This window comes from Rheinheimera mesophila, assembly GCF_000986865.1.
GTDB classification, from domain to species: domain Bacteria; phylum Pseudomonadota; class Gammaproteobacteria; order Enterobacterales; family Alteromonadaceae; genus Pararheinheimera; species Pararheinheimera mesophila.
This window is the reverse complement of sequence record NZ_LAVS01000086.1, coordinates 240,214-262,430: the sequence shown is the minus strand read 5'-3', so window position 1 is coordinate 262,430 and position 22,217 is coordinate 240,214. Positions and strand designations below refer to the sequence as shown.

Below are 22,217 nucleotides of genomic sequence, written 5' to 3'. Positions count from 1 at the left end.
AATTTTAATCCATGCCAAAGCAAAGTTTTCCGGGCTTTGGCCGATACATCGACAAGCTTTAGCATTAAAGACGTCCGGGCGGCAGAAAGTTCTGGCAATGGCCAGTGGCTTTCACTAAAATAGCCGCCCCAAATTACAGCGCCCAGGCGCGATAACAACCAACATGTGGAATACGTAAATGGCACAACACATTTTTACCTCTGAATCTGTTTCTGAAGGGCATCCGGATAAAATCGCTGATCAGATTTCTGACGCGGTACTGGATGCGATTTTAGAACAAGATCCAAAAGCCCGTGTTGCCTGCGAAACCTTCGTAAAAACAGGCATGGTGTTAGTAGGTGGCGAAATCACCACTTCAGCCTGGGTCGATATCGAAGAGTTAACCCGCAGCACTATTCGTGATATAGGTTATGTCCATTCAGACATGGGCTTTGATGCCAACTCCTGTGCTGTGTTAAGCGCCATTGGTAAACAGTCGCCAGATATTAATCAGGGTGTGGACAAAAAAGATCCAAGTGAACAAGGCGCAGGCGATCAGGGCTTAATGTTTGGTTATGCCAGCAATGAGACTGATGTGTTAATGCCAGCCCCTATTACTTATTCTCACCGCTTAGTACAACAGCAGGCTAAAGTGCGTAAAGACGGCACCTTAAGCTGGTTACGTCCTGATGCGAAATCGCAGCTCAGTTTTGTCTACGAAAATGGCAAACCAGTGGGCATTGATGCCGTGGTGTTATCCACTCAGCACTGTGACACCATCTCTACTGCTGATTTGCGTGAAGCCGTCATGGAGCACATCATCAAGCCTGTGTTACCAACCGAGTGGTTGAGTAATAAGACCAAGTTTTTCATCAACCCAACAGGCCGTTTTGTGATCGGTGGTCCTATGGGTGACTGCGGTTTAACAGGCCGTAAAATTATCGTCGACAGCTACGGCGGTATGGCACGTCACGGCGGTGGTGCTTTCTCTGGTAAAGATCCATCCAAAGTAGACCGCTCTGCTGCTTATGCTGCCCGTTATGTGGCTAAGAATATTGTCGCTGCTGGTTTAGCTGAACGTTGTGAAATTCAGGTGTCTTACGCTATAGGTGTGGCTGAACCTACGTCAATCAGTGTAGAAACCTTTGGCACCAGCACATTAAGCGAAGATCAACTGATAGCCTTAATCCGCCGTCACTTTGACTTACGCCCTTATGGCCTGATCCAGATGTTGCAGTTAGAGCGTCCTATTTACCGCGCTACAGCGGCCTACGGTCACTTTGGTCGCAATGAATTCCCGTGGGAGCAAACCGACAAAGCCGAGATTCTGCGCTCTGAGGCAAAAATCTAAGTTTTTGTTTTTATACACAGAAAAATAACAAAAGGAGAGCCAGGCTCTCCTTTTGTTATTTACCATCTCAACAAAGCACGCTAAGGTAAAACCAGAAAAAAACAGTCACAGCAGATGACTAAAACATCAACACGGAGTATCCATGACATCCAGTGCCGTAAAAACTTCCTGGCTCAATCGCAGCCTTAATGCTATAGAACGTATCGGTAATAAACTGCCCGACCCTGCAATTTTATTTGCTTTGTTAATGTTTTTTGTCTGGGGCCTGTCCTGGGCTTTGTCTGGTGTGACCTTCACTGATATAGACCCGCGCACAGGCCAGCCTTTTCAGGTAAAAAACCTGTTAGAAGGTGCGGCTTTTGCAGATTTCATGGCAAAAATGGTCAGCACTTTTGTCAATTTCCCACCTTTGGGGGTGGTACTGGTCGCTATGTTGGGTTTAGGAGTTGCTGAATACACTGGTTTTATTAACGCAGGACTTCGCAGCATTTTAGCCGTCACCTCAAAAAAACTCCTGACCCCGGTTTTAATTGCAGTAGGTATCTTAAGCCATGTAGCCGTGGATGCTGGTTACGTGCTGGTGATCCCATTAGGCGCTGTGATTTTTTATGCCGCTGGTCGTCACCCTTTAGCTGGTATTGCCGCCGCTTTTGCTGGTGTATCAGGCGGTTTTGCGGCCACTTTATTTGTGCCGTCCAGTTTAGACCCTCTGCTGGCAGGTTTAACCCAGGCTTCAGCCCGCTTATCGGCCGACCCCGCTGCCGCCAGTTTGGTGATTAATCCGTTAAATAACTACTACTTCACTACAGCCTCAGTGCTGCTGATTGTGATCGTAGGTTGGGTACTGACAGATAAATTTGTTGAACCGCGCCTGCAACAAACCAAAGTCGATGGTGATCCGGACCAGTTGCCCTCTATGGATCCATTGACAGATGATGAACGCAAAGGTTTGCGGTATGCCTTGCTCTCCATGCTGGCAGCTATTGCGGCATTGGTTGTGGTCGTGTGGCCGGAGAACTCTGCATGGCGAGCCAGCACAGGCGAGCTGACTGCGGCGTCTGCACCTCTGATGCAGTCTATTGTTGGGCTTATTTTCGTATTTTTCCTGCTGCCCGGCATTGTCTACGGTTATGTTTCAGGCAAAGTAAAAACTCATAAAGATGTAGTGCAAGGCATGACCAAAGCCATGAGCGGTATGGGCTACTATATCGTTATGGCATTTTTCTGCGCTCAGTTTATTTTCGCCTTTGGTCAGTCGAACTTAGGCGCTTTGCTGGCAATTAAAGGGGCAAACTATTTACAGGAAATGGCCTTTCCTATGGCCGTTAACCTGATAGGGTTGGTGTTGCTGACCGCCACAGTGAACCTACTGATAGGTTCAGCCTCTGCAAAATGGGCGCTGATTGGTGCTGTGTTAGTGCCGATGCTGATGCAATTAGGGGTGTCACCTGATTTAACTCAAGCTGCTTATCGGGTTGGCGATTCGTCCACTAATATCATCACACCTCTGATGCCTTATTTCCCGCTTATTGTGGTGTTTTGCCAGAAGTATGTGAAATCCACAGGCATAGGTACGCTGGTCGCGCTGATGTTACCCTATTCCATCGCCTTGTTAGTCTGCTGGACCAGCTTCCTGATTTTATACTGGATGCTGGGGCTACCTTTAGGCATAGGCTCCAGTTACGTCTACCCTGCCCCTTAACCCTGTGTTTTTAGTGGCTTGTGATGCAGTTGTTGCATCACAAGCCATACACAGCCCAGCGTTTGCCTGCTACCATATGCAGCCTGTCAGTTGCTTAAGAAGCGATTTTTATGCGTATTCCCAGAATTTACCAGCCAGGTAGCATCCCGCTGCAACAAGAATTTGCCCTGGCTGAGGACGGTGCCAATCACATAGGTCGTGTGTTACGTATGCACAACGGTGACGAGCTCTGTTTATTTAACGGCGATGGTCAGAACTATCAGGCCGTTATTACTGCGGTTGAAAAAAAACAACTGCGGGTAAAAGCCATCAGCGTGGCCGATAATCCGGTAGAGTCACCGCTCAGACTGCATTTAGGCCAGGGCATTTCCCGTGGTGATCGGATGGATTTTGTCATTCAAAAAGCAGTGGAACTGGGCGTCACTGAAATTACCCCGCTGTTTACCGAACGTTGTGGTGTCAAACTGGATGCGGAACGCCTGGCCAAACGCACAGAGCAGTGGCAAAAAATTGCAATAGCCGCTTGTGAGCAGTCAGGACGCAGTGTAGTGCCGGTGATCCATACCGCGTTACCCCTGACCAAATGGTTGGCACAGGAGACAAAAGATTTAAAGCTGACCTTGGATCCCTGGACCTCCGACTCCATTAAGACCATCACAGGCAGTCAGGCAATTCGCCTTGTCATAGGTCCTGAGGGCGGTTTTACCGACCATGAAGTCGCCCAAACCAAAGACGCCGGCTTTCTGGCGGTTCGGTTAGGACCCAGAGTACTACGCACAGAAACAGCAGCCTTAACCGCGATCAGCGCATTACAGTTACAATTTGGTGATCTGGCCTGAGCCGATCACACAGGAGTGAAGATGATTAAATTAGGCATAGTGATGGACCCTATCGCGGACATCAACATCAAAAAAGACTCCAGTTTTGCCATGTTATTGCAGGCACAATCCCGAGGTTATCAGCTTCATTACATGGAAATGAATGACCTGTATTTAATCGAAGGCCAGGCCCGTGCCCGTAGCCGTTTACTGTCCGTTCAGCAAAATAGTGAGCACTGGTATGATTTTGGTGGTACTCAGGATATCGCCTTGTCCGATCTGGATGTGATCTTAATGCGCAAAGATCCACCTTTTGACACCGAATTTATTTACGCCACTTATATTTTGGAACGAGCCGAAGACGAAGGCACGCTGATCGTCAACAAACCACAAAGTTTGCGTGATGCCAACGAAAAGCTCTACACCAGTTGGTTTGCACAGCACACCCCAAAAACTCTGGTCACCCGCGATGCAGCCCGCTTAAAAGCCTTTTATCAGCAAGAGCAGGATGTGATTTTAAAGCCGCTCGATGGTATGGGGGGGGCCTCTATTTTCCGCCTAAAGCCGGACGATGCCAATGTCAGCGTCATTATCGAAACCCTGACCGAACACGGCAGCCGTTATGCCATGGCGCAGCGCTTTATTCCGGAAATTAAAGACGGCGACAAACGTGTGCTGGTGGTCAATGGTGAACCTGTGCCTTATTGCCTGGCACGCATTCCTGCCAGCGGTGAAACGCGCGGTAATTTAGCCGCCGGTGGTCGTGGTGAAGCACGCCCATTGACGGAAAGTGATTGGGCCATTGCCCGTGCTGTCGGCCCGACACTCAAAGCCAAAGGCCTGATTTTTGTTGGTCTGGATATTATTGGTGACCGGTTAACTGAAATAAATGTCACCAGCCCCACCTGTATTCGTGAGATTGAAGCAGCGTTTCCGGTCAGTATCACAGGCATGTTATTTGACCAGATTGAACTACTGTTAAAGCAGAAGCAGCAACAGTCCTAAGGCGGTACTATGGACAATTTTCAGAATCATTTATTGATTGCGATGCCGGGTTTGGATGATCCGATGTTTAAACGCAGTGTCACCTACATTTGCGAGCACAATGCCGAAGGAGCGATGGGTATTGTGATTAATCATCCCATGCCGGTCAGAGTCACAGAACTGTTGAGCCAATTGCAGATCGAACATGATACCGAAAGCGCTGCAGCCAAAGCTCATGTCTGTGCCGGTGGTCCGGTGCAAAGTGACAGAGGTTTTGTGTTACATACCCCCAAAGAGGGCTATACCAGCAGCATGCGTTTAAATAACGATTTGATGGTGACCACCTCCAGGGATATCTTAGAAAAATTAACCACGGAAGATGCACCCGAGAAGTTTATTCTGGCGTTAGGTTATGCCGGCTGGAGCGCTGGTCAACTGGAAAAAGAAATGGCAGAAAATAGCTGGTTGATGATCCCAGCCGACAACAACATCATTTTTGAAATGAGTCATGCCGAAAAATGGCAAGGTGCGGCCCAGGCGATGGGCATTGAAGTCTGGCAATTAAGCCCGCAAGCAGGTCACGCCTGATGAGTAGTAGCGTTACCGTATTAGCCTTTGATTATGGCTTAAAAAGCATTGGGGTGGCTGTAGGCCAAAGCATGACAGGCACAGCCACTATGCTCAAAGCGTTAAAAGCGCAGGATGGCACACCAAACTGGGCTCAGATCGAAGCCTTAATCAAAGAATGGCAACCTAAGCTTCTGGTGGTGGGTTTACCCTTGAACATGGATGGTACAGAACAACCTTTTACTGCCCGGGTGCATAAGTTTGTCAATCGCCTGCATGGCCGCTATGGCTTGCAGGTAAAAACTCAGGATGAACGTCTAACCACAGTGGACGCCCGCTCGCAACTGTTTGCCGAAGGTGGCTTTAAAAAACTCAGTAAAGAGCTGGTTGATAGTTTGTCCGCTAAACTGATTTTAGAGAGCTGGTTTGAAAACGGTGGTGCTTATGGCGATTAAAACTGGTTTCTATCGCCACTACAAAGGGCCATTTTATCAGGTACTGGCCTTGGTACGACACAGTGAAACCGACGAAGAGCTGGTGCTGTACCGCGCTTTATACGGTGACTTTGGCTTATGGGTGCGACCGCTGGAAATGTTTATCAGCAACGTGGAAGTCGCTGGCGAACTGGTGCCCCGCTTTAGTTTTGTTTCACAGCAAGCGCCTGCGGAGCTTGGTACCTTACCAACAGCCATAACTTTATGAGCGTCAGGCGCAGAGCTTAAGTCTCGGCGCCTGTTATCCCCATTTTATGAATCATTATCCGTTAAACCAGCCACTGTAACCCCTGCCAGCAAGCCAGCTCCAGTGCTCCCCTCCTGTAATTTCATCATTAAACGTAAATCATTGGGCGAATCGGCAAAATGCAATGCATCTGAATGGCTGATTTGGCCTGCTTTGTATAAATCGTACAGCGCCTGATCAAAGGTTTGCATACCCAGTTCTCTGGATTTACTCATCACAGCTTTGATTTCGCCTATCTCGCCGCGTTTAATTAAATCAGCAATCAGCGGCGAATTCAGCAGCACTTCAATTGCAGCCACCCGCTTTTTGCCATCCGCCGTAGGCACCAGTTGTTGCGCCACTATAGCGCGTAAATTCAACGATAAATCAAACAGCAGCTTGCCGTGTTTTTCCTTAGGTACCAGATGCATAATACGATCTATCGCCTGATTGGCATTGTTGGCGTGTAAAGTCGCGATACATAAGTGGCCGGTTTCAGCAAAAGACAAGGCGTATTCCATGGTGTCCTGACTACGAATCTCACCTATTAAAATGACGTCCGGCGCCTGACGTAACGAGCTCTTCAGCGCCGCTTCAAAGGATTCGGTATCTATCCCTACTTCACGCTGCGTCACCAGGCTTTTTTGGTGTTCGTGTACAAATTCAATGGGATCTTCGATGGTTAAAATATGGCCCCGGGCGTTTTGGTTCCGATAACCCAGCAAAGCCGCCAAGGAGGTCGATTTACCAGCGCCTGTGCCGCCGACAAACAGCACCAGTCCGCGTTTAGACATAATGATGTCTTTCAAAACAGCGGGCAGGCCCAGGTCATCGGCTTTTGGAATGGTGGTGACAATACGGCGCACTACCATACCGGCCTGATCGCGCTGCCAAAAGGCGGAGACCCGAAACCGTCCGGCGTCGTTGGCGATGGCAAAGTTGCACTCTTTATCTTGCTGAAACTGGGCTTGTTGTTTTGGCGTCATGGCCGATAACACCAAAGCCAGCGCTTGCTCTGCACTTAGCTGCTGTTCGGCAATAGGCTGCAGTTCACCGTTAATTTTCGCCGAAGCAGCCAAACCTGCGGTGATAAATAAATCCGAAGCGCCAGCCGCCACCATTTTATGCAGATAGTCGATTAAGCCCATTGCTGTTACCCCATTCGGCCCATGCCGCCCATAGTACCCATGCTGTTAAAGGAATTTTTATCCTGCGCTTTGGCCAGAGCATCTTTTTGATTGATCACACCACGATTGACCAGATTAATCAGGCATTGATCCATAGTTTGCATACCATGGGCTGCACCGGTTTGGATCACAGAATACATCTGAGCTATTTTGTCCTCGCGGATCAGGTTTCGAATAGCCGGAACCCCCAGCATAATTTCATGAGCTGCAACCCGGCCACCACCGTTTTTCTTCAGTAAGGTTTGTGAAATAACAGCTCTTAAGGACTCAGACAACATAGAACGCACCATGGCTTTTTCTTCACCAGGGAAAACGTCAATGATCCTGTCTATGGTTTTGGGCGCTGAAGTGGTGTGCAAAGTACCAAACACCAAATGACCGGTTTCAGCCGCAGTCATCGCCAGACGAATGGTTTCCAAATCGCGCAGCTCGCCGACCAAAATCACATCGGGATCTTCGCGTAACGCCGAGCGCAACGCATTACTGAAACTATGGGTATCACGGTGTACTTCACGCTGGTTAATTAAACTAAGTTTATTCTGGTGCACAAACTCAATCGGATCTTCAATGGTTAGAATGTGATGGTTTTTGGTGGTGTTGATGTAGTCAATCATCGCCGCCAGAGTGGTCGATTTCCCTGAACCTGTAGGCCCTGTCACCAGCACTAAACCGCGGGGATTGTCTGAGATACTGCGAAACACCTCTGGTGCCTGCAAATCGTCCAGACTTAACACCTCACTTGGAATAGTACGAAACACCGCAGCAGCGCCGCGGTTTTGTACAAAGGCATTGACACGAAACCGCGCCAGCCCCGGCACTTCAAAAGAAAAATCGGATTCGAGTTTTTCTTCGTACTCTTTACGCTGACGGTCGTTCATAATGTCGTACACCAAAGCGTGTACTGCTTTATGATCCAAAGCCGGAATATTCAGGCGCCGTACATCCCCATCCACCCGGATCAGTGGCGGCACTCCAGCAGATAAATGTAAGTCAGAGGCTTTATGTTGCACACTAAAGGCGAGTAATTCGGTAATATCCATGGTGGAAAACACTCCAAAGCAAGGGCTAAAAACAGAGTTGATATGACAAACAACATAGCAGAAGCGTTGAAATCAGCCTACAACGCCATCACAGAATTTCAGACAAAACAGCAATTAAGCCAACAAAGCCGCCTGATTGCGGTCAGTAAAACCAAACCAGCCTCTTCTGTGGCTGCGGCCTATCAGGCAGGTCAGCGCGCTTTTGGTGAAAACTATGTACAGGAACTGGTGAGTAAAGCGACAGAGTTGCAGCAGCTTGCGGATATAGAGTGGCATTTTATTGGCCCTATTCAGTCGAATAAAACCAAAGACATAGCCCAATACGCAGACTGGGTCCACAGTATCGAGCGGTTAAAAATTGCCGAACGGTTAGCGGCGCAGCGCCCTGCTGATAAAGCCCCACTGCGGGTCCTGTTACAAATTAATATCAGCGCGGAAGAGTCCAAATCAGGCATAAAACCCGACGAGTTATTGCCATTGGCCGCTGCGGTAGCTAAGTTACCCCAGCTTCAACTGAAAGGTTTGATGGCCATTCCACAGCCCGGTAACAGCGCAGAAGCCTTCGAGCAAATGCAAAAGCTGTCACTGCAATTGCAACAGCACTATCCTGATGCCAAAGAACTTTCAATGGGCATGTCAGATGACTGGCAACAGGCTCTGCGCTTTGGTTCTACTATGATAAGATTAGGCACGGCCATTTTCGGAGCCCGGGAAACACATTCTGATGATAGATAACACGGTCGCATTTATCGGCGCTGGCAATATGGCGCAGTGCATCATCGGCGCTATGATTCGGCAGGGCTATCCTGCTGAAAATATTATTGCCGCCAATCGTAATGCGGAAAAATTAAAGGTCTTAGAAAGCCAATACCAGATAGCAACCACCACAGATAATATCGAGGCAGTGACTAAAGCTGATGTGATAGTGCTGGCGGTCAAACCTCAGATGATGGCAGAGGTCTGCCAGCAGATCATAGAACAGGCGCCTGAATCTCAGGAAAAACTGTTTATTTCCGTCGCTGCCGGTATTTCAATTGAACGTTTTGAGCAGTTGCTGGGCCAGGTGCGGATTATCCGCGCTATGCCCAATACTCCGGCTTTGGTTGGGTTGGGTGTGACTGGTTTATTCCCAAGCCGCTGCTCTGTGTATGAGCAATCTTTTGCTGAAAAGCTATTTGCAGGCACAGGCAAAACCGTCTGGCTGCAGAGAGAACAAGACATTAATGCCATTATTGCCGTGACAGGCAGCGCACCAGCCTATTTTTTCTATTTTATGCAGGCGATGCAGCAGGTAGCACTGGAGCTGGGCTTTGATGAAGCACAGGCCAAAGCTATGGTGGCGCAAACTGCCTTAGGCGCGGCCACTATGGCCGGTCAGTCCGAACTTAGTTTTGAAGCATTGCGTGCTCAGGTCACCTCCAAAGGAGGCACCACCCATGAAGCCATTGAAACTTTTAAACACCACAAGCTTGAAAGCATGGTCAAAGACGCCATGTATGCAGCGATACGCCGTGCTGAAGACATGGCAAACACTCTTTGAGGACTCACAATGACCGAAGCATTCTTTTTTCTGATAAGTAGCCTGATCAAACTTTATCTGATGGTGGTGATACTGCGTATTTGGCTGCAAAGCGCCAGAGCCGATTTTTACAATCCATTTAGCCAGTTTATTGTCAAAGCCACCAATCCGGTGATCATCCCGCTGCGTCGTTTTCTGCCAAGTATGGGGCCCATTGACAGCGCTAGCTGGATTTTTGCCTTTGCTATTTGTGTGTTGCATGTTGCCATAGTGCAACTGCTGCAGTTAGGTCAGGTGATTTATGTCTATCTGCCGTTGAGTGCTTTGGTTTTGCTGATCACCGAAGCGTTGCAACTGGCCTTCTGGATTTTAGTGATCCGCGCTTTACTGAGCTGGTTCAGTCAGGGCCGTAATCCAGTGGAGCTGGTGATGCATCAGTTGACCGAACCTTTATTACGTCCGGTACGCCGCGTTATCCCAGCTATGGGCGGGCTGGATTTATCTTTATTGGTCGTCCTGTTAGGCATTCAGTTTATCCAGATCCTATTGAGCAATATGTTACGTGGTTTCTAAATGTTAATCCGACTGGCCAACGGCGATATTTTGCTGCACTTGCATGTACAGCCGGGTGCCAGCCGGGATCAGTTTTTAGGCTTGCATGGCGATGCGATCAAAGTGGCGATTAAAGCCCCACCTGTAGATGGCAAAGCTAATGCCCATTTACACCAATTTCTGGCGCAAAGTTTTGACGTGGCCAAACGTCAGGTGCTGCTGGAAAAAGGCGAACTGAGCAGGCAGAAAAAGTGGCGCATTGTCGCGCCCTGCACTGTCCCAGACGCCTTACAACCTTATCTGGAGTTCTGATGAAAACTTATTTGCTTGCTGCCAGCCTGGTTGTTGGCCTGTTTTTCAGTCCGCTTCACGCCGAACAAAAAAAAGTACTGGGGCCCTGGGATGTGCATTACATCGCGTTTGACAGCACTATGATTGACGCCAAAGTCGCCCAAAGTTACCAGTTACAGCGCAGCAAATATCAGGCGGTGCTGAACATTTCGGTGCTCAATAGCAGCGATCAAAAAGCGCAACAAGTGCGGATTTCTGGCACCGCCACTGATTTAACGCAGAAGCAGATTGAACTGAGCTTTCGTGAAGTCAGAGAAGGCGATGCGATTTATTATCTGGCGCAGGTGCCGGTGCATGACCAAAAACATCTGAACTTTAAACTGGATATCTGGCAAGGCACAGAGAATCAGAAGTTGGAGTTTTCTCAGGTCTTCTACATAGATTAATCCTCTTGTTACGGCTCAGTATCCCTGAGCCTTTTTCGTTTCAAAGGTTTCCTTATGCAAAAACTTGTATTAGCCACTGGCAATAAAGGCAAATTAGCCGAGTTATCTGCCCTACTCGCCCCTTTTGACTGGCAAGTGTTACCGCAGTCCGATTTTCAGGTGCCGGATGCGATTGAAGATGGTTTAAGTTTTATTGAAAACGCCCTGATCAAAGCCCGCCACGCCAGCCGTTTAACTGGTTTACCTGCGATTGCCGACGATTCAGGTTTAGCTGTCGATGCCTTAGGCGGCGCGCCAGGGATTTATTCCGCCCGTTATGCTGGTGAACATGGCAACGATTTAAAAAATCTGCAGCAATTGCTGGTCGATTTAAAAGATGTACCACCAGGCGAACGTGCCGCTCAGTTTCACTGTGTGCTGGCCTTTGTCCGCCATGCCGACGATCCGGTGCCTGTGATTGCTCATGGTATCTGGCATGGTCAGATTGCTTTTGAAGCCGCAGGCTCCGGTGGTTTTGGTTATGACCCGATATTTCTGCCTGACGATAGCCAAGGCACAGCGGCTGAATTAACTGCAGAGCAGAAAAAGCAGTTAAGCCACAGAGGCAAAGCCTTGCGTTTATTGGTGGCCTTATTAAAAGGTGAACAATTAAAAGGCGAACAAGGCGAATGAACCCGGCATTGACCACAGAGCTGCAACTGCCGCCGCTCGCGCTTTATATCCATATTCCCTGGTGTATTCAAAAATGCCCTTATTGCGACTTTAACTCCCACGCAGTAAAACAAGGCATCCCTGAGCAGGAATACATCAGCCACTTATTGGCCGATTTACATCAGGATTTAGCCTATGTGCAGGGTCGTGAGATTAGCTCGATTTTTATGGGGGGTGGCACGCCCAGTACCTTTAGCGGCGAAGGCATTCAGGCCATTCTGGATGGCGTGCGCACAGAGCTTCAGCTTAGCCCGGATTGCGAAATCACCATGGAAGCCAACCCAGGCACTGTCGAAGCCGCCCGTTTTGCAGCTTATGTCGGCGCAGGAGTCACCCGTTTTTCTATAGGTGTACAAAGTTTTCAGGCGGAACAGCTCAAAGCCTTAGGCCGTATTCATAACTGTGAGGAAGCGATAAAAGCCGCCCAACTGGCCGCAACTTTGCCGCTTCAAAGCTTTAATCTGGATTTAATGCATGGCCTGCCGGATCAGGATGTCACAGGAGCTTTGGCCGATTTGCAGCAGGCGATAGAGTTAAAGCCACCGCATTTATCGTGGTATCAACTGACGATAGAACCTAATACAGCTTTTGCTTCCCGCCCACCCGTGCTGCCAGAAGACGAAGCCTTGTGGGATATTCAAGAGCAAGGCCATCGGCTATTACAGCAACATGATTATACGCAGTACGAAATTTCGGCCTACAGCCAGCCAGGTCAGCAGTGCCGGCACAACCTGAACTACTGGCGTTACGGTGACTACTTAGGTATTGGTTGTGGTGCTCATGGCAAAATTACTATGCCAGAGACTGGCCAAATTATCCGGCCGGTCAAAATCAAGCACCCCAAAGGTTATATGGATATCAGCAAAGGCTATCTGGATGAGTGCAATCAAGTCGCTCCGGACGACAGAGCTTTTGAGTTTTTTATGAACCGCTTTCGTTTACTCGAAGCCTGCCCTAAACAGGATTTCAGCGCTTATACCGGCCTGCCCATCACATCTGTGGAGGATGCGCTTGCCAAAGCAGAGCAACTGGGGTTAATTAGCAGTACTGAAACAGACTGGCAAATCAGCCCGAAAGGTGCGCGCTACCTGAATGATTTGCTGTCGCTATTTATTTGATCCAATTAACTACAAAAAATAATGAAGGTCCAATTATGCATTTACGTTATTCAGCACTGGCGCTGGCGGTAAGTTTAGCAATAGTAGCAGGTTGCAAACCCGCTTCTACTCCTGTTGATCAAAGCAAAGTGATTGAAGCTACTGTGGTTTTAACTGAAAACCAAAAAGCTGATGCGCTGTTTGAACAAATTTTCCAGCAATCCGTCGAGAATAGCCCTGAGACTCAAACCGGCTTGGGTTTAAAAACGAATTATGATCAGTGGGATGATCTCTCTGAAGGCCAACGTCAAAAGGAATTAGAGCAAACTAAACAGCAATTAGCGCAGGTACAAGCGCTGAATATGCAAAGCCTCGACACCGGCCGTCAACTCAGCGTAAAGCTACTGACGGCCCGTCTGCAAGCACGTTTAGACGACGCCAAATGGGACTTATACAGCTACCCTGTGAATCAAATGTATGGCACTCACTCTAATGTGCCGTCGCTGTTGATTAACCAGCACAGCATCAGCAATGAAAGCGACGCCAAAGCTTATATTGGCCGCTTAAAAAATGTCACCACCTACTTTAAACAGTTGGAACAACAACTACAGGTACGGGCTGACGCTGGCATTCTGCCGCCGAAATTTGTCTTCGCTCATGTGATAGGGGCCAGCCGTAATATTATCAGCGGCGCACCTTTTGACGGCGGCAACGACAGCACACTGTTAGCCGATTTTCGTGGCAAAGTGCAGGAATTAAAACTGGAACAAGCAGAAAAAGATCTGCTGATCAAAGAAGCTGAACTGGCTTTAATTGGCAGCGTAAAACCCGCTTATGAAAGCCTGATCAAGTTACTGCTCGCTTTGGAAGAAAAAGCTGGTACTGAAGATGGCGTTTGGCGCTTTAAAGACGGCGATAAATTTTACGCTAACCGCTTAGCCCGTATCACCACCACCGACTACAGCGCTGAAAAGATCCACAACCTGGGTTTATCTGAAGTGGCCCGTATTCATAATGAAATGCAAGCCATTATGAAAAAGGTTGGTTTTAAAGGTGATTTACAGCAGTTTTTTGCCTTTATGCGTGACGATCCGCAGTTTTATTACCCGGACACCGCAGAAGGTAAAGCGGCCTATTTAGCCGAAGCTACCCGTATTATCGATACGATGAAATCACGGCTGGACGAGCTGTTTATCGTCAAACCTAAAGCCGATATGGTGGTCAAAGCGGTAGAGCCTTTCCGTGAGCAATCGGCCGGTAAAGCCTTTTACGAACAACCTTCAATGGACGGTAGCCGCCCTGGCATTTATTACGCCAACCTGTACCGCATGAGTGGTATGCCGAAGTACCAGATGGAAGCCTTGGCGTATCATGAAGGTATCCCAGGCCACCATATGCAAATCGCTATAGCGCAGGAGCTAGACAACGTACCTAAGTTCCGTAAGTTTGGTGGTTATACCGCTTATATTGAAGGCTGGGGTTTATACACTGAATTGCTGCCTAAAGAGATTGGTATGTATCAGGATCCCTACTCCGACTTTGGCCGTTTAGCGATGGAGCTGTGGCGCGCCTGCCGTTTAGTGGTCGACACTGGTTTACACGACAAAAAATGGACTCGAGAGCAGGCGATTCAGTATCTGGTCGACAATACGCCAAACTCCAAAGGCGAGGCCGTCAACGCTATTGAGCGTTACATCGTGATGCCTGGACAAGCTACCGCCTATACGGTCGGCCTGCTGAAACTGTTGGAGCTGCGTGAAAAAGCTAAAACAGCGCTGGGCGACAAGTTTGACATCCGCCAATTCCATGACGTAGTGCTGAAAAACGGCGCTGTGCCATTGGACGTACTGGAGCAGTTAGTGGATCAGTATATTCAGTCGGCAAAAGCTGCGGTTTAATATCTACTTTTTTAGTCAGGGCGCCCTTGTGGCGCCCTTTTGGTCTGAACGACCCACAACTAAAAATCAAGCTTCTACCTGCAAAACCTTACTTTGGCTTGCCCAGCTAGTGATCAAATAAGGTAAAGCTATTAACCGGATTCGTAACAGCTTTGCCGTTTCGTTATGCCGAAAATTTCTACAGACTATGCCTTATTCCATTGTTATGACTTAAGGATAGGCTTTCATGGTTACTGCTTTTATGCTCTGCACGCCCCAAAAACCTGGGGCGACATTATGCCTGGCTTTCGCTTTTTCAGGCTTATTGGCCTGCGCTACGGCACGGGCAGAGACGGCCCCCACAAGCTTCGATAATCCTATTATTAAATACGATACCCAGGACCCAACCCGACAGGTGGGAGATTTGATCTACACCGCAGATCCGGCCGCTTTGGTGCTGGGTGACACTTTGTATTTGTACAGTACACACGACGAGGCCTTGCCGGATGGTAAAGATTACCGGATGTACGACTACCGGCTCTGGACTAGCAAGGACTTAGTCAACTGGCAAAACAAAGGCGCGGTATTTCGCTACTCTGACTTTGCCTGGGCCAGAGGCGATCAGAAAACCGGCAACGCCTATGCCCATCATGTGATCCAACATAAAGATGCTTCAGGCAAAACCAACTACTACTTCTATGCCGCAGTAGAAGGCGGACAAACCGGCGGGAAATTTGGTTTCTCTATCGGCGTCGCCGTATCGGACAGCCCTGAAGGCCCCTTTAAAGACGCCCGTGGTATGCCGATGATTTTGCTGGAAGATACAGCACAATACAAAGACCACACCTGGCGTAATATAGACCCGGCGGTGTTTGTTGATGACGACGGCAAAGCCTATCTGTATTGGGGCAACAAGCAGTTATGGTGGGTGGAACTGGAAGCCGATTTAGTCCATCTGAAAGGCGAACGCTACAGCCTGGATGCAGAAGGACGGATGCAAAACCGCGATGCCAGCAAGGTGAAAATCCATGCTGTCGATACCTTGCCGAATTTCGAAGAAGGCCCGCATCTTTCCAAACACAACGGTATTTATTATCTGGTCTATGCGGCAGGTTTTCCGGAAAGTCTGGCCTATGCCACCAGCTCATCAGCAACCGGCCCCTGGCAGTACCGGGGCATCATTATGCAGCCGCTACCGAACACCACCACTATTCACCCGGCCATGTTTGATTTTAACGGCCAGACCTATCTTGCCTATCACAGCGCCGACCTGCCAGGAGGTGGCAATTACCGCCGTTCAGTCAGCCTGGACAGGGTGTATTTCAATACAGACGGCACGATAAAACCCATAGTGAGAACTTCTAAGAAATAGTGAGAACGTCTAAGAGATAGCCCGGACTTCTAAGAAATAACCATAAAATCTGTTTATTCAGACGATAAAAAAGGAAAGGAATGAGATGAAAGATCCAATGATACAGCTCAGCTCGTTAGGTGTTAGTAAGTTCCGGCTGGGCTTTCTGCTGGCCGCTTGTTTATGGACAGCACAGGCAGTGGCGCAGGCCAACGATGTTATGACACCTATCCCATCGCCCGATCAAAGCAATGCGATAGAGCTTGGTACTGGCCCTCTGCCAGATGCCAAGGCGCAGGAATCCTGGCATTCGCAGTACGGCAGCCGTTTTGCGCGTAATGTCACAGTCGCCACCCTCACGCCCTTTTTACCTGAAGCAAACAAAGCCAGCGGCGCTGCAGTCATAGTGGCACCAGGTGGAGGCTTTCGCACTTTGTCGATGGACAACGAAGGCTGGGATGTCGCCAAAGCTTTAGCTAGTCAGGGCATTGCCGCCTTTGTACTGAAGTATCGTTTAAACCAAACACCGGCCGATATGGCAGCCTTTGAGCAAGAAATGGCGCAAATGTTTTCCGGTACTGCCCGTCGCCCACCCCGCCCTGATCCGGCCGAGATGGTGAAGCGTCTGGCACCGCAACTGGAAGACTCCAGCGCGGCCTTTGCGCTTATCCGTAAGCGTGCCGCGCAGTGGAAGGTCGACCCGGACCGTATTGGCATGATAGGTTTTTCTGCAGGCGCCATGCTGACTATGGCTACAACGCTTGTAGGTAAAGATGCTAAACCTGCCTTTATCGCCAATATCTATGGCCCATTGGCTGAAGTCAAAGTACCTGCCGATGCACCACCGTTATTCGTAGCTCTTGCTGCAGACGATCCATTTTTCGCCAATGGTGACTTTGGCCTGATCAAAAGCTGGCAGTTGGCGAAAAAACCGATCGAGTTTCATTTGTACGAGCAAGGCGGCCACGGCTTTGGCATGTACCCGAAAGAAACCACCAGTACAGGCTGGTTGAGTGCCTTTAGCAGTTGGCTAAAAATGCACGGCATGATGCAGCCGAAAAGCTGAAAACCGGATGGCTCGGCTGGCTAGCTCAACATTGCTCTCAACAAGAAACTTAAGCCATTGAAAAATAAAACCAAGGAGTCAGCTAATGATCAGTATTCAAGTGTCTAAAACTTATGTCTGGCCCATCAGATTGGTTTTTATTGCTCTGGCTTTTGTTGTTGCTGATCTGATCTTAGATAAAATTGCACAGGGTTATGTCATTTCTTCAGGAGGCAGCCAGTATCTGGCCGGAACTACAGTGTTTTATACCAGCCTACTGAAATATCTAGTCCTGGATTTTGTTTTGGTACTTTTTGCTGTTCGTACCATTCCAAAAGAACAGGAGCCGGAGAAACCAAACTAACCTTTAGTCGAAAATCCACTGGCTGTTGCAGGTCCCTAGACTCAAACATCTGCTGTTTTTTCCATCAAAGTCTTTAATCTAAGTCTAAGATCCACAACAGCATTTGCATTCCTGTTGCCTTTTTGCTTATGCTGCCAACAGTATTCAGAAGGCCAGCAGCATGATTGAACTTCACCAGTATTGCCCCGAGCAACAACAATGGCAGATCAGCGATTTTCAGGCGCTGCGTTACCCTTTGCTCACTGATACCAAAATCTGGATCAACTTAACGGCCGCCAATCAGATGGAACAACGCCAGGTGCTGGAGTTTTTCCGCATTCACCCTGTAATAGCTGAGGATTTTTTACGTGAGCGCCATCCGCCGAAGATGGAATTCAGTGACAGCTTTAGCCTGCTGATTTTACGTGGCTTTTCTGGCCCTGATTTCAGCGATTATCCGGGGCATAGTCAGATTTCTGTGCTGTTTAACGATCAGGTGATTCTGGTGAAATACCATTGCCCACTGAATGACAGCAAAATTGATCTGCCCTTTTCTTCGTTTAGCGGTCTCGACAGATTTAAAGACTGGGTGAAAAAATACATTCATGCAGTCTCCGGCACTTATCTGGAGAAACTGCTGCAGTTTGAAGATGAGTTAGGTGAGCTGGAAGACAGCATGCAAAGCAATGGCAATGATCAAAAAATGGCGCAAATTATGAAGTATCGCTCGGTATTTCGTAAAATTGACCGCAATCTGGCGTACCAAAAAGAAATGTTTTCTGATCTTTTGTATGAAGAAGACGCCAGCCATCCATTTAAACGTCATTTTGAGGCGATAGAATTACGCGATTTTTACGAGAAGTTTGAGCGCCTGCACAGTATGACCCAAATGTATTACGATCAATTAAGTGATTTAGTAGATGGGTATATGTCGACCTCTTCGCATCAAATTAACGAAAAAATGAAAGTGCTGACCATGCTCAGCGCTGTGTTTATTCCGCTGACCTTTATTGTGGGCGTCTATGGCATGAATTTTAAGTACATGCCCGAGCTGGAAAACCCGTCCGGCTATTATATTACCTGGGGCTTAATGCTGGCTTTGGCATTAGGCCTACTGACTTTATTTAAAATCCGCCGCTGGTGGTAAAGCGGTTTAGGCGCATTGATGGTTGAAAATAGTCCACTGGATATTGAAGAGATAGTCCGCGACAGTTTTGATGAAAACGAAACTGAACAGCTGGCGGAAAAACTGGACCAACTGGAGCCGGAAGAGATCGCTTTTGCGCTGGAAGCCATGCCGCTGGAACAGCGGGTTGGCACCTGGCTGACACTGGAAAAAGAACAACAAATCGCCGCCTTAACCTACATGAGGGTGGATGCGCGCAGCAACATCTTTAAGCAGCTCGAAACAGCACAACTGCATGAACTGGTTGAAGAAATTGATGTTGACGATCTGATTGAACTGCTGGATGAATTACCGGACGCTATTTATCAGTACGCCTGTTCACGATTGGATCAAAGTGAAAAACGCTGGCTGGATCAGGCCTTAACCTACGATGACGAACAATGTGGTCGTTATGCTGACCACGACGTACTGATCTTAAGCAAAAACGCCAAAGTGCGGGATGCGGTGCGGTTATTTAAAAAACTAACCGAAGATGCTGAATATCAGGAAGCCTTGTTTGTGGTCGACCGCACCGGCCGTTATGTCGGTTTATTGCAGGGCATACGTTTATTAGGCCAGCCGAACCATATGCCTGTGGTGGAATTTATCGACGCCGAAGCCCCAGTGGTGCAAGGTGATATGGAGCTGGATCAAGGCTCGGATTTAGTGGCCCGCTCCGGTTACAGCGCTTTGGCTGTGGTCGATAGCGAAGGCAAACTGTTAGGCCGTTTATCTATAGGTGAGGCCTTAGAAAACGTGCGTCGTAGCCTCGAAGGCCAGTTTATGCATACGGCGGGTCTGGACGAAGAGGAAGACTTATTCGCTCCTATTATCAACAGCGCCAAACGCCGTGCTTTATGGCTGGGTATTAACTTACTGACCGCCTTTTTAGCGGCATGGACCATAGGTTTATTTGAAGCTACCTTGCAGCAAGTGGTGGCTTTGGCGGTGTTGATGCCGATAGTGGCTTCGATGGGTGGCATCGCAGGCAGTCAAACTTTAACTCTGATTATCCGGGGTTTAGCCCTGGGGCAAATAACCCCACAAACCTACTGGACTTTGATGCGCAAAGAGCTTGGGGTTGGCGCTATTAACGGCGTGCTCTGGGCTTTGGTGATTGCTGGTATTACCTATCTTTGGTTTGGTGACTGGATTATTGCCACTGTCATTAGCCTGGCCATAGTGATCAATATTTGCGTCGCGGCCTTTAGTGGCGTGGTGATCCCGGTTTGGCTGGAAAAAATGAAAATAGACCCGGCCCTGTCCGGTTCAGTGATCTTAACTACGGTGACAGACGTGATAGGTTTTTTTGCCTTCCTCGGCCTGGGTTCGCTGTTCTTACTTTAAAGCGGTATGGCTTTAATGTAAATTTTTTGATTTTATACAGATACTTGGCTGCTAAAGCACACTAGAATACTCATAACAAAAAAATTGAAGGTGTTGTTATGAAAATTGCGGTGTTATCGCGCAATAGTGAGTTGTATTCAACCCGCCGGCTGGTTGAAGCAGCACAAGAACGGGGTCATCAGATAGAAGTGATAGACCCGCTGATGTGCTACATGAACATCAATAAAACCAAATCCGGTATTCACTACAAAGGTGAAGTGCTGGAGCAATTTGATGCCGTGATCCCCCGGGTTGGCGCTTCCATTACCTTTTATGGTACTGCTGTGCTGCGTCAGTTTGAAATGATGGGCGTCTATGCATTGAATGAATCCAGCGCCATCAGCCGCGCCCGCGATAAACTCTGCTCGCTGCAACTTCTGGCCCGCGAAGGTATAGGCCTGCCTATTACAGGTTTTGCCGATAAACCCGGTGATATCCCTGATTTAATTGAGATGGTCGGTGGCGCACCGCTGGTGATCAAACTTTTAGAAGGTACTCAGGGTATTGGCGTGGTGTTGGCCGAAACCCGCACTGCCGCCGAAAGTGTGATTGAGGCTTTTATGGGCTTAAACGCTAATATTCTGGTGCAGGAGTACATCAAAGAAGCTAATGGTGCGGATATCCGCTGCTTTATTATTGGCAATAAAATAGTCGCATCAATGAAACGTCAGGCCAAAGCCGGCGAGTTTCGTTCCAATTTACACCGCGGTGGCACAGCCTCTGTTGTTAAACTCAGCGCTGAGGAAAAACGCACAGCTTTGGCTGCGGCTAAAACCATGGGCCTGCATGTGGCCGGGGTAGATATTTTGCGCTCTAACCATGGCCCTGTAGTGATGGAGGTCAACAGCTCGCCAGGTCTTGAAGGTATAGAAGGTGCAACCGACATAGATGTCGCAGGCCGGATGATTGAATATCTGGAGAAACATGTGCCTTTGCATCAGGCTCGGATGCAACAAAAAGCGCAGCAAAAAAAGCAGGTGAAATAGCCCATGTCCACAGCAGAAAGCAAAGTTGCCCCCGAAAAACAACAGCCTTTTAGCTTAGGGGGCACAGTGATCCAGCCGGGCCAGCGTGCCGTGGTGGATATTCCTTTTGGCAAACTATATACCCACACTGAGCTGAATATCGGCGCTCATGTAGTGCATGGCAAAAGACCTGGTCCGGTGTTACTCATTACCTCAGCTTTGCATGGCGATGAAATCAATGGCGTGGAGATTTGCCGTCGGCTGCTGAAGATGCCTAAGCTCAACCAGTTACGTGGCACTTTGGTGGTGGTTCCTATCGTTAACACCTATGGTTTTGTCCAGCAATCGCGTTATTTACCCGACAGACGCGACTTAAACCGCAGTTTTCCCGGCAGTGAAAAAGGCTCACTCGGTAGCCGTATGGCCTATCAGTTTACCGAACGTATTTTAAAGCAATGCACCCATGTCATTGATTTACACACAGGCGCTATTCATCGTAGCAACCTGCCTCAGGTTCGGGCCAGTGCCAAAGACAAAGTGGCGTTGCAAATGGCTGAGGTATTTAACGCCCCTATTATTATCAAAGCAGCCAGCCGGGAAGGCACCATGCGTGGCACAGCTAACGCCTTGGGTATTCCTATTATTTTGTACGAAGCAGGTGAAGCGCTGCGTTTTGATGAACAGTCGATCAAAATTGGTGTGCACGGCATTTTAAATGTGATGCAAGACCTCCGTATGTTCAGCCCAAGCAAGAAAGCGGTGAAAACCGGCTCTTTATTTAGTAAAAAAAGTAGCTGGATCAGAGCAGAACACGACGGTATAGCGCGGTATTACGTCGGCCTAGGGCAGACGGTACAACAAGGTGACGTATTGGCGCATATCTACAGTCCCTACTCCGACTTTGAAGTGGCGGTTGAAGCCAGCTTTAATGGCATAGTAATAGGCCGCAATAACTTACCGCTGGTGAACGAAGGTGAAGCTTTGTTCCATATAGCCGAAGTAAGCTCTTTGGATGAAGCAGAGAAAACGCTGGACGCCATCACAGACGAAGTGGATGCGGCTATGCCTTCGATTTTAGGTGTCGTATAAAACAGCCTCAGAGCAGACCCGCAAGGCCTGTC

Annotated in this window: 24 protein-coding genes; 22 read left to right on the top strand and 2 right to left on the bottom strand. The window is 48.6% G+C overall.

From position 1 onward, the window contains the following. Window positions 1–178: 178 nt before the first annotated feature. The 7 genes from metK to SD53_RS13935 all read left to right on the top strand — a co-directional run bounded on the left by metK (window position 179) and on the right by SD53_RS13935 (window position 6,103). Entirely contained in the window at window positions 179–1,330 is a 1,152-nt protein-coding gene (gene metK / locus SD53_RS13965) for a methionine adenosyltransferase (RefSeq protein WP_046520782.1), read from the top strand. A 142-nt stretch (window positions 1,331–1,472) separates the two neighbouring features. Beyond that, window positions 1,473–3,032 carry an AbgT family transporter gene (locus SD53_RS13960; protein ID WP_046520781.1) on the top strand — a complete coding sequence of 520 codons (1,560 nt, stop codon included), beginning with the start codon at window positions 1,473–1,475 and terminating at the stop codon, window positions 3,030–3,032. A gap of 110 nt (window positions 3,033–3,142) precedes the next feature. Further along, the gene (gene rsmE / locus SD53_RS13955) at window positions 3,143–3,871 is read left to right on the top strand and encodes a 16S rRNA (uracil(1498)-N(3))-methyltransferase (RefSeq protein ID WP_082101877.1); all 729 of its coding nucleotides are present in this window, start codon (window positions 3,143–3,145) and stop codon (window positions 3,869–3,871) included. 21 nt (window positions 3,872–3,892) lie between these two features. After that, window positions 3,893–4,855 carry a glutathione synthase gene (gene gshB / locus SD53_RS13950; RefSeq protein WP_046520780.1) on the top strand — a complete coding sequence of 321 codons (963 nt, stop codon included), beginning with the start codon at window positions 3,893–3,895 and terminating at the stop codon, window positions 4,853–4,855. A gap of 9 nt (window positions 4,856–4,864) precedes the next feature. Next, on the top strand, window positions 4,865–5,422 hold the full coding sequence (locus SD53_RS13945; RefSeq protein ID WP_046520779.1) for a YqgE/AlgH family protein: 558 nt from the start codon (window positions 4,865–4,867) through the stop codon (window positions 5,420–5,422). Beyond that, window positions 5,422–5,856, top strand: a complete 435-nt coding sequence (ruvX, locus tag SD53_RS13940) for a Holliday junction resolvase RuvX (protein WP_046520778.1) — start codon at window positions 5,422–5,424, stop codon at window positions 5,854–5,856. The genes SD53_RS13945 and ruvX overlap by 1 nt, the downstream gene beginning before the upstream one ends. Then, the gene (locus tag SD53_RS13935; RefSeq protein WP_046520777.1) at window positions 5,846–6,103 is read left to right on the top strand and encodes a DUF1653 domain-containing protein; all 258 of its coding nucleotides are present in this window, start codon (window positions 5,846–5,848) and stop codon (window positions 6,101–6,103) included. The genes ruvX and SD53_RS13935 overlap by 11 nt, the downstream gene beginning before the upstream one ends. Window positions 6,104–6,147: 44 nt before the next feature. Here the strand turns inward: SD53_RS13935 and SD53_RS13930 are convergent, their stop codons facing one another. Both SD53_RS13930 and SD53_RS13925 read right to left on the bottom strand, forming a co-directional pair. Then, window positions 6,148–7,269 (bottom strand): PilT/PilU family type 4a pilus ATPase, encoded by a 1,122-nt coding sequence (locus tag SD53_RS13930; protein ID WP_046520776.1) that lies wholly within the window; start codon window positions 7,267–7,269, stop codon window positions 6,148–6,150. 5 nt (window positions 7,270–7,274) lie between these two features. Further along, window positions 7,275–8,348, bottom strand: coding sequence for a type IV pilus twitching motility protein PilT (locus SD53_RS13925; RefSeq protein ID WP_046520775.1), 1,074 nt, complete (start codon window positions 8,346–8,348; stop codon window positions 7,275–7,277). A gap of 42 nt (window positions 8,349–8,390) precedes the next feature. Between SD53_RS13925 and SD53_RS13920 the strand changes: the two genes are divergently transcribed. The 15 genes from SD53_RS13920 to SD53_RS13850 all read left to right on the top strand — a co-directional run bounded on the left by SD53_RS13920 (window position 8,391) and on the right by SD53_RS13850 (window position 22,185). After that, window positions 8,391–9,083: a YggS family pyridoxal phosphate-dependent enzyme gene (locus SD53_RS13920; RefSeq protein ID WP_082101876.1), complete on the top strand. Its 693-nt coding sequence runs from the start codon at window positions 8,391–8,393 to the stop codon at window positions 9,081–9,083. Beyond that, the gene (gene proC, locus SD53_RS13915; RefSeq protein WP_046520774.1) at window positions 9,073–9,888 is read left to right on the top strand and encodes a pyrroline-5-carboxylate reductase; all 816 of its coding nucleotides are present in this window, start codon (window positions 9,073–9,075) and stop codon (window positions 9,886–9,888) included. The genes SD53_RS13920 and proC overlap by 11 nt, the downstream gene beginning before the upstream one ends. Before the next feature lie 9 nt (window positions 9,889–9,897). Beyond that, the gene (locus tag SD53_RS13910) at window positions 9,898–10,440 is read left to right on the top strand and encodes a YggT family protein (RefSeq protein WP_046520773.1); all 543 of its coding nucleotides are present in this window, start codon (window positions 9,898–9,900) and stop codon (window positions 10,438–10,440) included. Then, window positions 10,441–10,731 carry a DUF167 family protein gene (locus SD53_RS13905; protein WP_046520772.1) on the top strand — a complete coding sequence of 97 codons (291 nt, stop codon included), beginning with the start codon at window positions 10,441–10,443 and terminating at the stop codon, window positions 10,729–10,731. Further along, window positions 10,731–11,156 (top strand): DUF4426 domain-containing protein, encoded by a 426-nt coding sequence (locus SD53_RS13900; RefSeq protein ID WP_046520771.1) that lies wholly within the window; start codon window positions 10,731–10,733, stop codon window positions 11,154–11,156. The genes SD53_RS13905 and SD53_RS13900 overlap by 1 nt, the downstream gene beginning before the upstream one ends. 54 nt (window positions 11,157–11,210) lie before the next feature. Further along, a complete protein-coding gene (gene rdgB / locus SD53_RS13895) occupies window positions 11,211–11,828 on the top strand; it encodes an RdgB/HAM1 family non-canonical purine NTP pyrophosphatase (protein WP_046520770.1) in 618 nt (205 codons plus the stop codon). Then, complete coding sequence (gene hemW, locus SD53_RS13890; protein ID WP_046520769.1) at window positions 11,825–12,985, top strand: radical SAM family heme chaperone HemW; 1,161 nt, start codon at window positions 11,825–11,827, stop codon at window positions 12,983–12,985. Before rdgB ends, hemW begins: the two co-directional genes overlap by 4 nt. 35 nt (window positions 12,986–13,020) lie before the next feature. After that, window positions 13,021–14,862, top strand: coding sequence for a DUF885 domain-containing protein (locus tag SD53_RS13885; RefSeq protein WP_046520768.1), 1,842 nt, complete (start codon window positions 13,021–13,023; stop codon window positions 14,860–14,862). Between the two features lie 226 nt (window positions 14,863–15,088). After that, complete coding sequence (locus tag SD53_RS13880) at window positions 15,089–16,213, top strand: glycoside hydrolase family 43 protein (protein WP_052749385.1); 1,125 nt, start codon at window positions 15,089–15,091, stop codon at window positions 16,211–16,213. Window positions 16,214–16,298: 85 nt separating this feature from the next. Further along, entirely contained in the window at window positions 16,299–17,258 is a 960-nt protein-coding gene (locus SD53_RS13875; RefSeq protein ID WP_046520767.1) for an alpha/beta hydrolase, read from the top strand. 85 nt (window positions 17,259–17,343) lie between these two features. After that, complete coding sequence (locus SD53_RS13870; RefSeq protein ID WP_046520766.1) at window positions 17,344–17,601, top strand: hypothetical protein; 258 nt, start codon at window positions 17,344–17,346, stop codon at window positions 17,599–17,601. Between the two features lie 160 nt (window positions 17,602–17,761). Then, on the top strand, window positions 17,762–18,727 hold the full coding sequence (locus SD53_RS13865) for a magnesium transporter CorA family protein (RefSeq protein WP_052749384.1): 966 nt from the start codon (window positions 17,762–17,764) through the stop codon (window positions 18,725–18,727). Between the two features lie 18 nt (window positions 18,728–18,745). Continuing rightward, the gene (mgtE, locus tag SD53_RS13860; protein ID WP_046520765.1) at window positions 18,746–20,092 is read left to right on the top strand and encodes a magnesium transporter; all 1,347 of its coding nucleotides are present in this window, start codon (window positions 18,746–18,748) and stop codon (window positions 20,090–20,092) included. Between the two features lie 98 nt (window positions 20,093–20,190). After that, the gene (rimK, locus tag SD53_RS13855) at window positions 20,191–21,117 is read left to right on the top strand and encodes a 30S ribosomal protein S6--L-glutamate ligase (RefSeq protein WP_046520764.1); all 927 of its coding nucleotides are present in this window, start codon (window positions 20,191–20,193) and stop codon (window positions 21,115–21,117) included. A 3-nt stretch (window positions 21,118–21,120) separates the two neighbouring features. Beyond that, window positions 21,121–22,185: a succinylglutamate desuccinylase/aspartoacylase family protein gene (locus SD53_RS13850; protein ID WP_046520763.1), complete on the top strand. Its 1,065-nt coding sequence runs from the start codon at window positions 21,121–21,123 to the stop codon at window positions 22,183–22,185. Window positions 22,186–22,217: the final 32 nt, after the last annotated feature.

What these genes read in the sequence shown, in the direction of transcription:
- metK (WP_046520782.1), top strand. Translation starts at nt 179, where the DNA reads ATGGCACAACACATTTTTACCTCTGAATCTGTTTCTGAAGGGCATCCG.
- SD53_RS13960 (WP_046520781.1), top strand. Translation starts at nt 1,473, where the DNA reads ATGACATCCAGTGCCGTAAAAACTTCCTGGCTCAATCGCAGCCTTAAT.
- rsmE (WP_082101877.1), top strand. Translation starts at nt 3,143, where the DNA reads ATGCGTATTCCCAGAATTTACCAGCCAGGTAGCATCCCGCTGCAACAA.
- gshB (WP_046520780.1), top strand. Translation starts at nt 3,893, where the DNA reads ATGATTAAATTAGGCATAGTGATGGACCCTATCGCGGACATCAACATC.
- SD53_RS13945 (WP_046520779.1), top strand. Translation starts at nt 4,865, where the DNA reads ATGGACAATTTTCAGAATCATTTATTGATTGCGATGCCGGGTTTGGAT.
- ruvX (WP_046520778.1), top strand. Translation starts at nt 5,422, where the DNA reads ATGAGTAGTAGCGTTACCGTATTAGCCTTTGATTATGGCTTAAAAAGC.
- SD53_RS13935 (WP_046520777.1), top strand. Translation starts at nt 5,846, where the DNA reads ATGGCGATTAAAACTGGTTTCTATCGCCACTACAAAGGGCCATTTTAT.
- SD53_RS13930 (WP_046520776.1), bottom strand. Translation starts at nt 7,269, where the DNA reads ATGGGCTTAATCGACTATCTGCATAAAATGGTGGCGGCTGGCGCTTCG.
- SD53_RS13925 (WP_046520775.1), bottom strand. Translation starts at nt 8,348, where the DNA reads ATGGATATTACCGAATTACTCGCCTTTAGTGTGCAACATAAAGCCTCT.
- SD53_RS13920 (WP_082101876.1), top strand. Translation starts at nt 8,391, where the DNA reads ATGACAAACAACATAGCAGAAGCGTTGAAATCAGCCTACAACGCCATC.
- proC (WP_046520774.1), top strand. Translation starts at nt 9,073, where the DNA reads ATGATAGATAACACGGTCGCATTTATCGGCGCTGGCAATATGGCGCAG.
- SD53_RS13910 (WP_046520773.1), top strand. Translation starts at nt 9,898, where the DNA reads ATGACCGAAGCATTCTTTTTTCTGATAAGTAGCCTGATCAAACTTTAT.
- SD53_RS13905 (WP_046520772.1), top strand. Translation starts at nt 10,441, where the DNA reads ATGTTAATCCGACTGGCCAACGGCGATATTTTGCTGCACTTGCATGTA.
- SD53_RS13900 (WP_046520771.1), top strand. Translation starts at nt 10,731, where the DNA reads ATGAAAACTTATTTGCTTGCTGCCAGCCTGGTTGTTGGCCTGTTTTTC.
- rdgB (WP_046520770.1), top strand. Translation starts at nt 11,211, where the DNA reads ATGCAAAAACTTGTATTAGCCACTGGCAATAAAGGCAAATTAGCCGAG.
- hemW (WP_046520769.1), top strand. Translation starts at nt 11,825, where the DNA reads ATGAACCCGGCATTGACCACAGAGCTGCAACTGCCGCCGCTCGCGCTT.
- SD53_RS13885 (WP_046520768.1), top strand. Translation starts at nt 13,021, where the DNA reads ATGCATTTACGTTATTCAGCACTGGCGCTGGCGGTAAGTTTAGCAATA.
- SD53_RS13880 (WP_052749385.1), top strand. Translation starts at nt 15,089, where the DNA reads ATGGTTACTGCTTTTATGCTCTGCACGCCCCAAAAACCTGGGGCGACA.
- SD53_RS13875 (WP_046520767.1), top strand. Translation starts at nt 16,299, where the DNA reads ATGAAAGATCCAATGATACAGCTCAGCTCGTTAGGTGTTAGTAAGTTC.
- SD53_RS13870 (WP_046520766.1), top strand. Translation starts at nt 17,344, where the DNA reads ATGATCAGTATTCAAGTGTCTAAAACTTATGTCTGGCCCATCAGATTG.
- SD53_RS13865 (WP_052749384.1), top strand. Translation starts at nt 17,762, where the DNA reads ATGATTGAACTTCACCAGTATTGCCCCGAGCAACAACAATGGCAGATC.
- mgtE (WP_046520765.1), top strand. Translation starts at nt 18,746, where the DNA reads ATGGTTGAAAATAGTCCACTGGATATTGAAGAGATAGTCCGCGACAGT.
- rimK (WP_046520764.1), top strand. Translation starts at nt 20,191, where the DNA reads ATGAAAATTGCGGTGTTATCGCGCAATAGTGAGTTGTATTCAACCCGC.
- SD53_RS13850 (WP_046520763.1), top strand. Translation starts at nt 21,121, where the DNA reads ATGTCCACAGCAGAAAGCAAAGTTGCCCCCGAAAAACAACAGCCTTTT.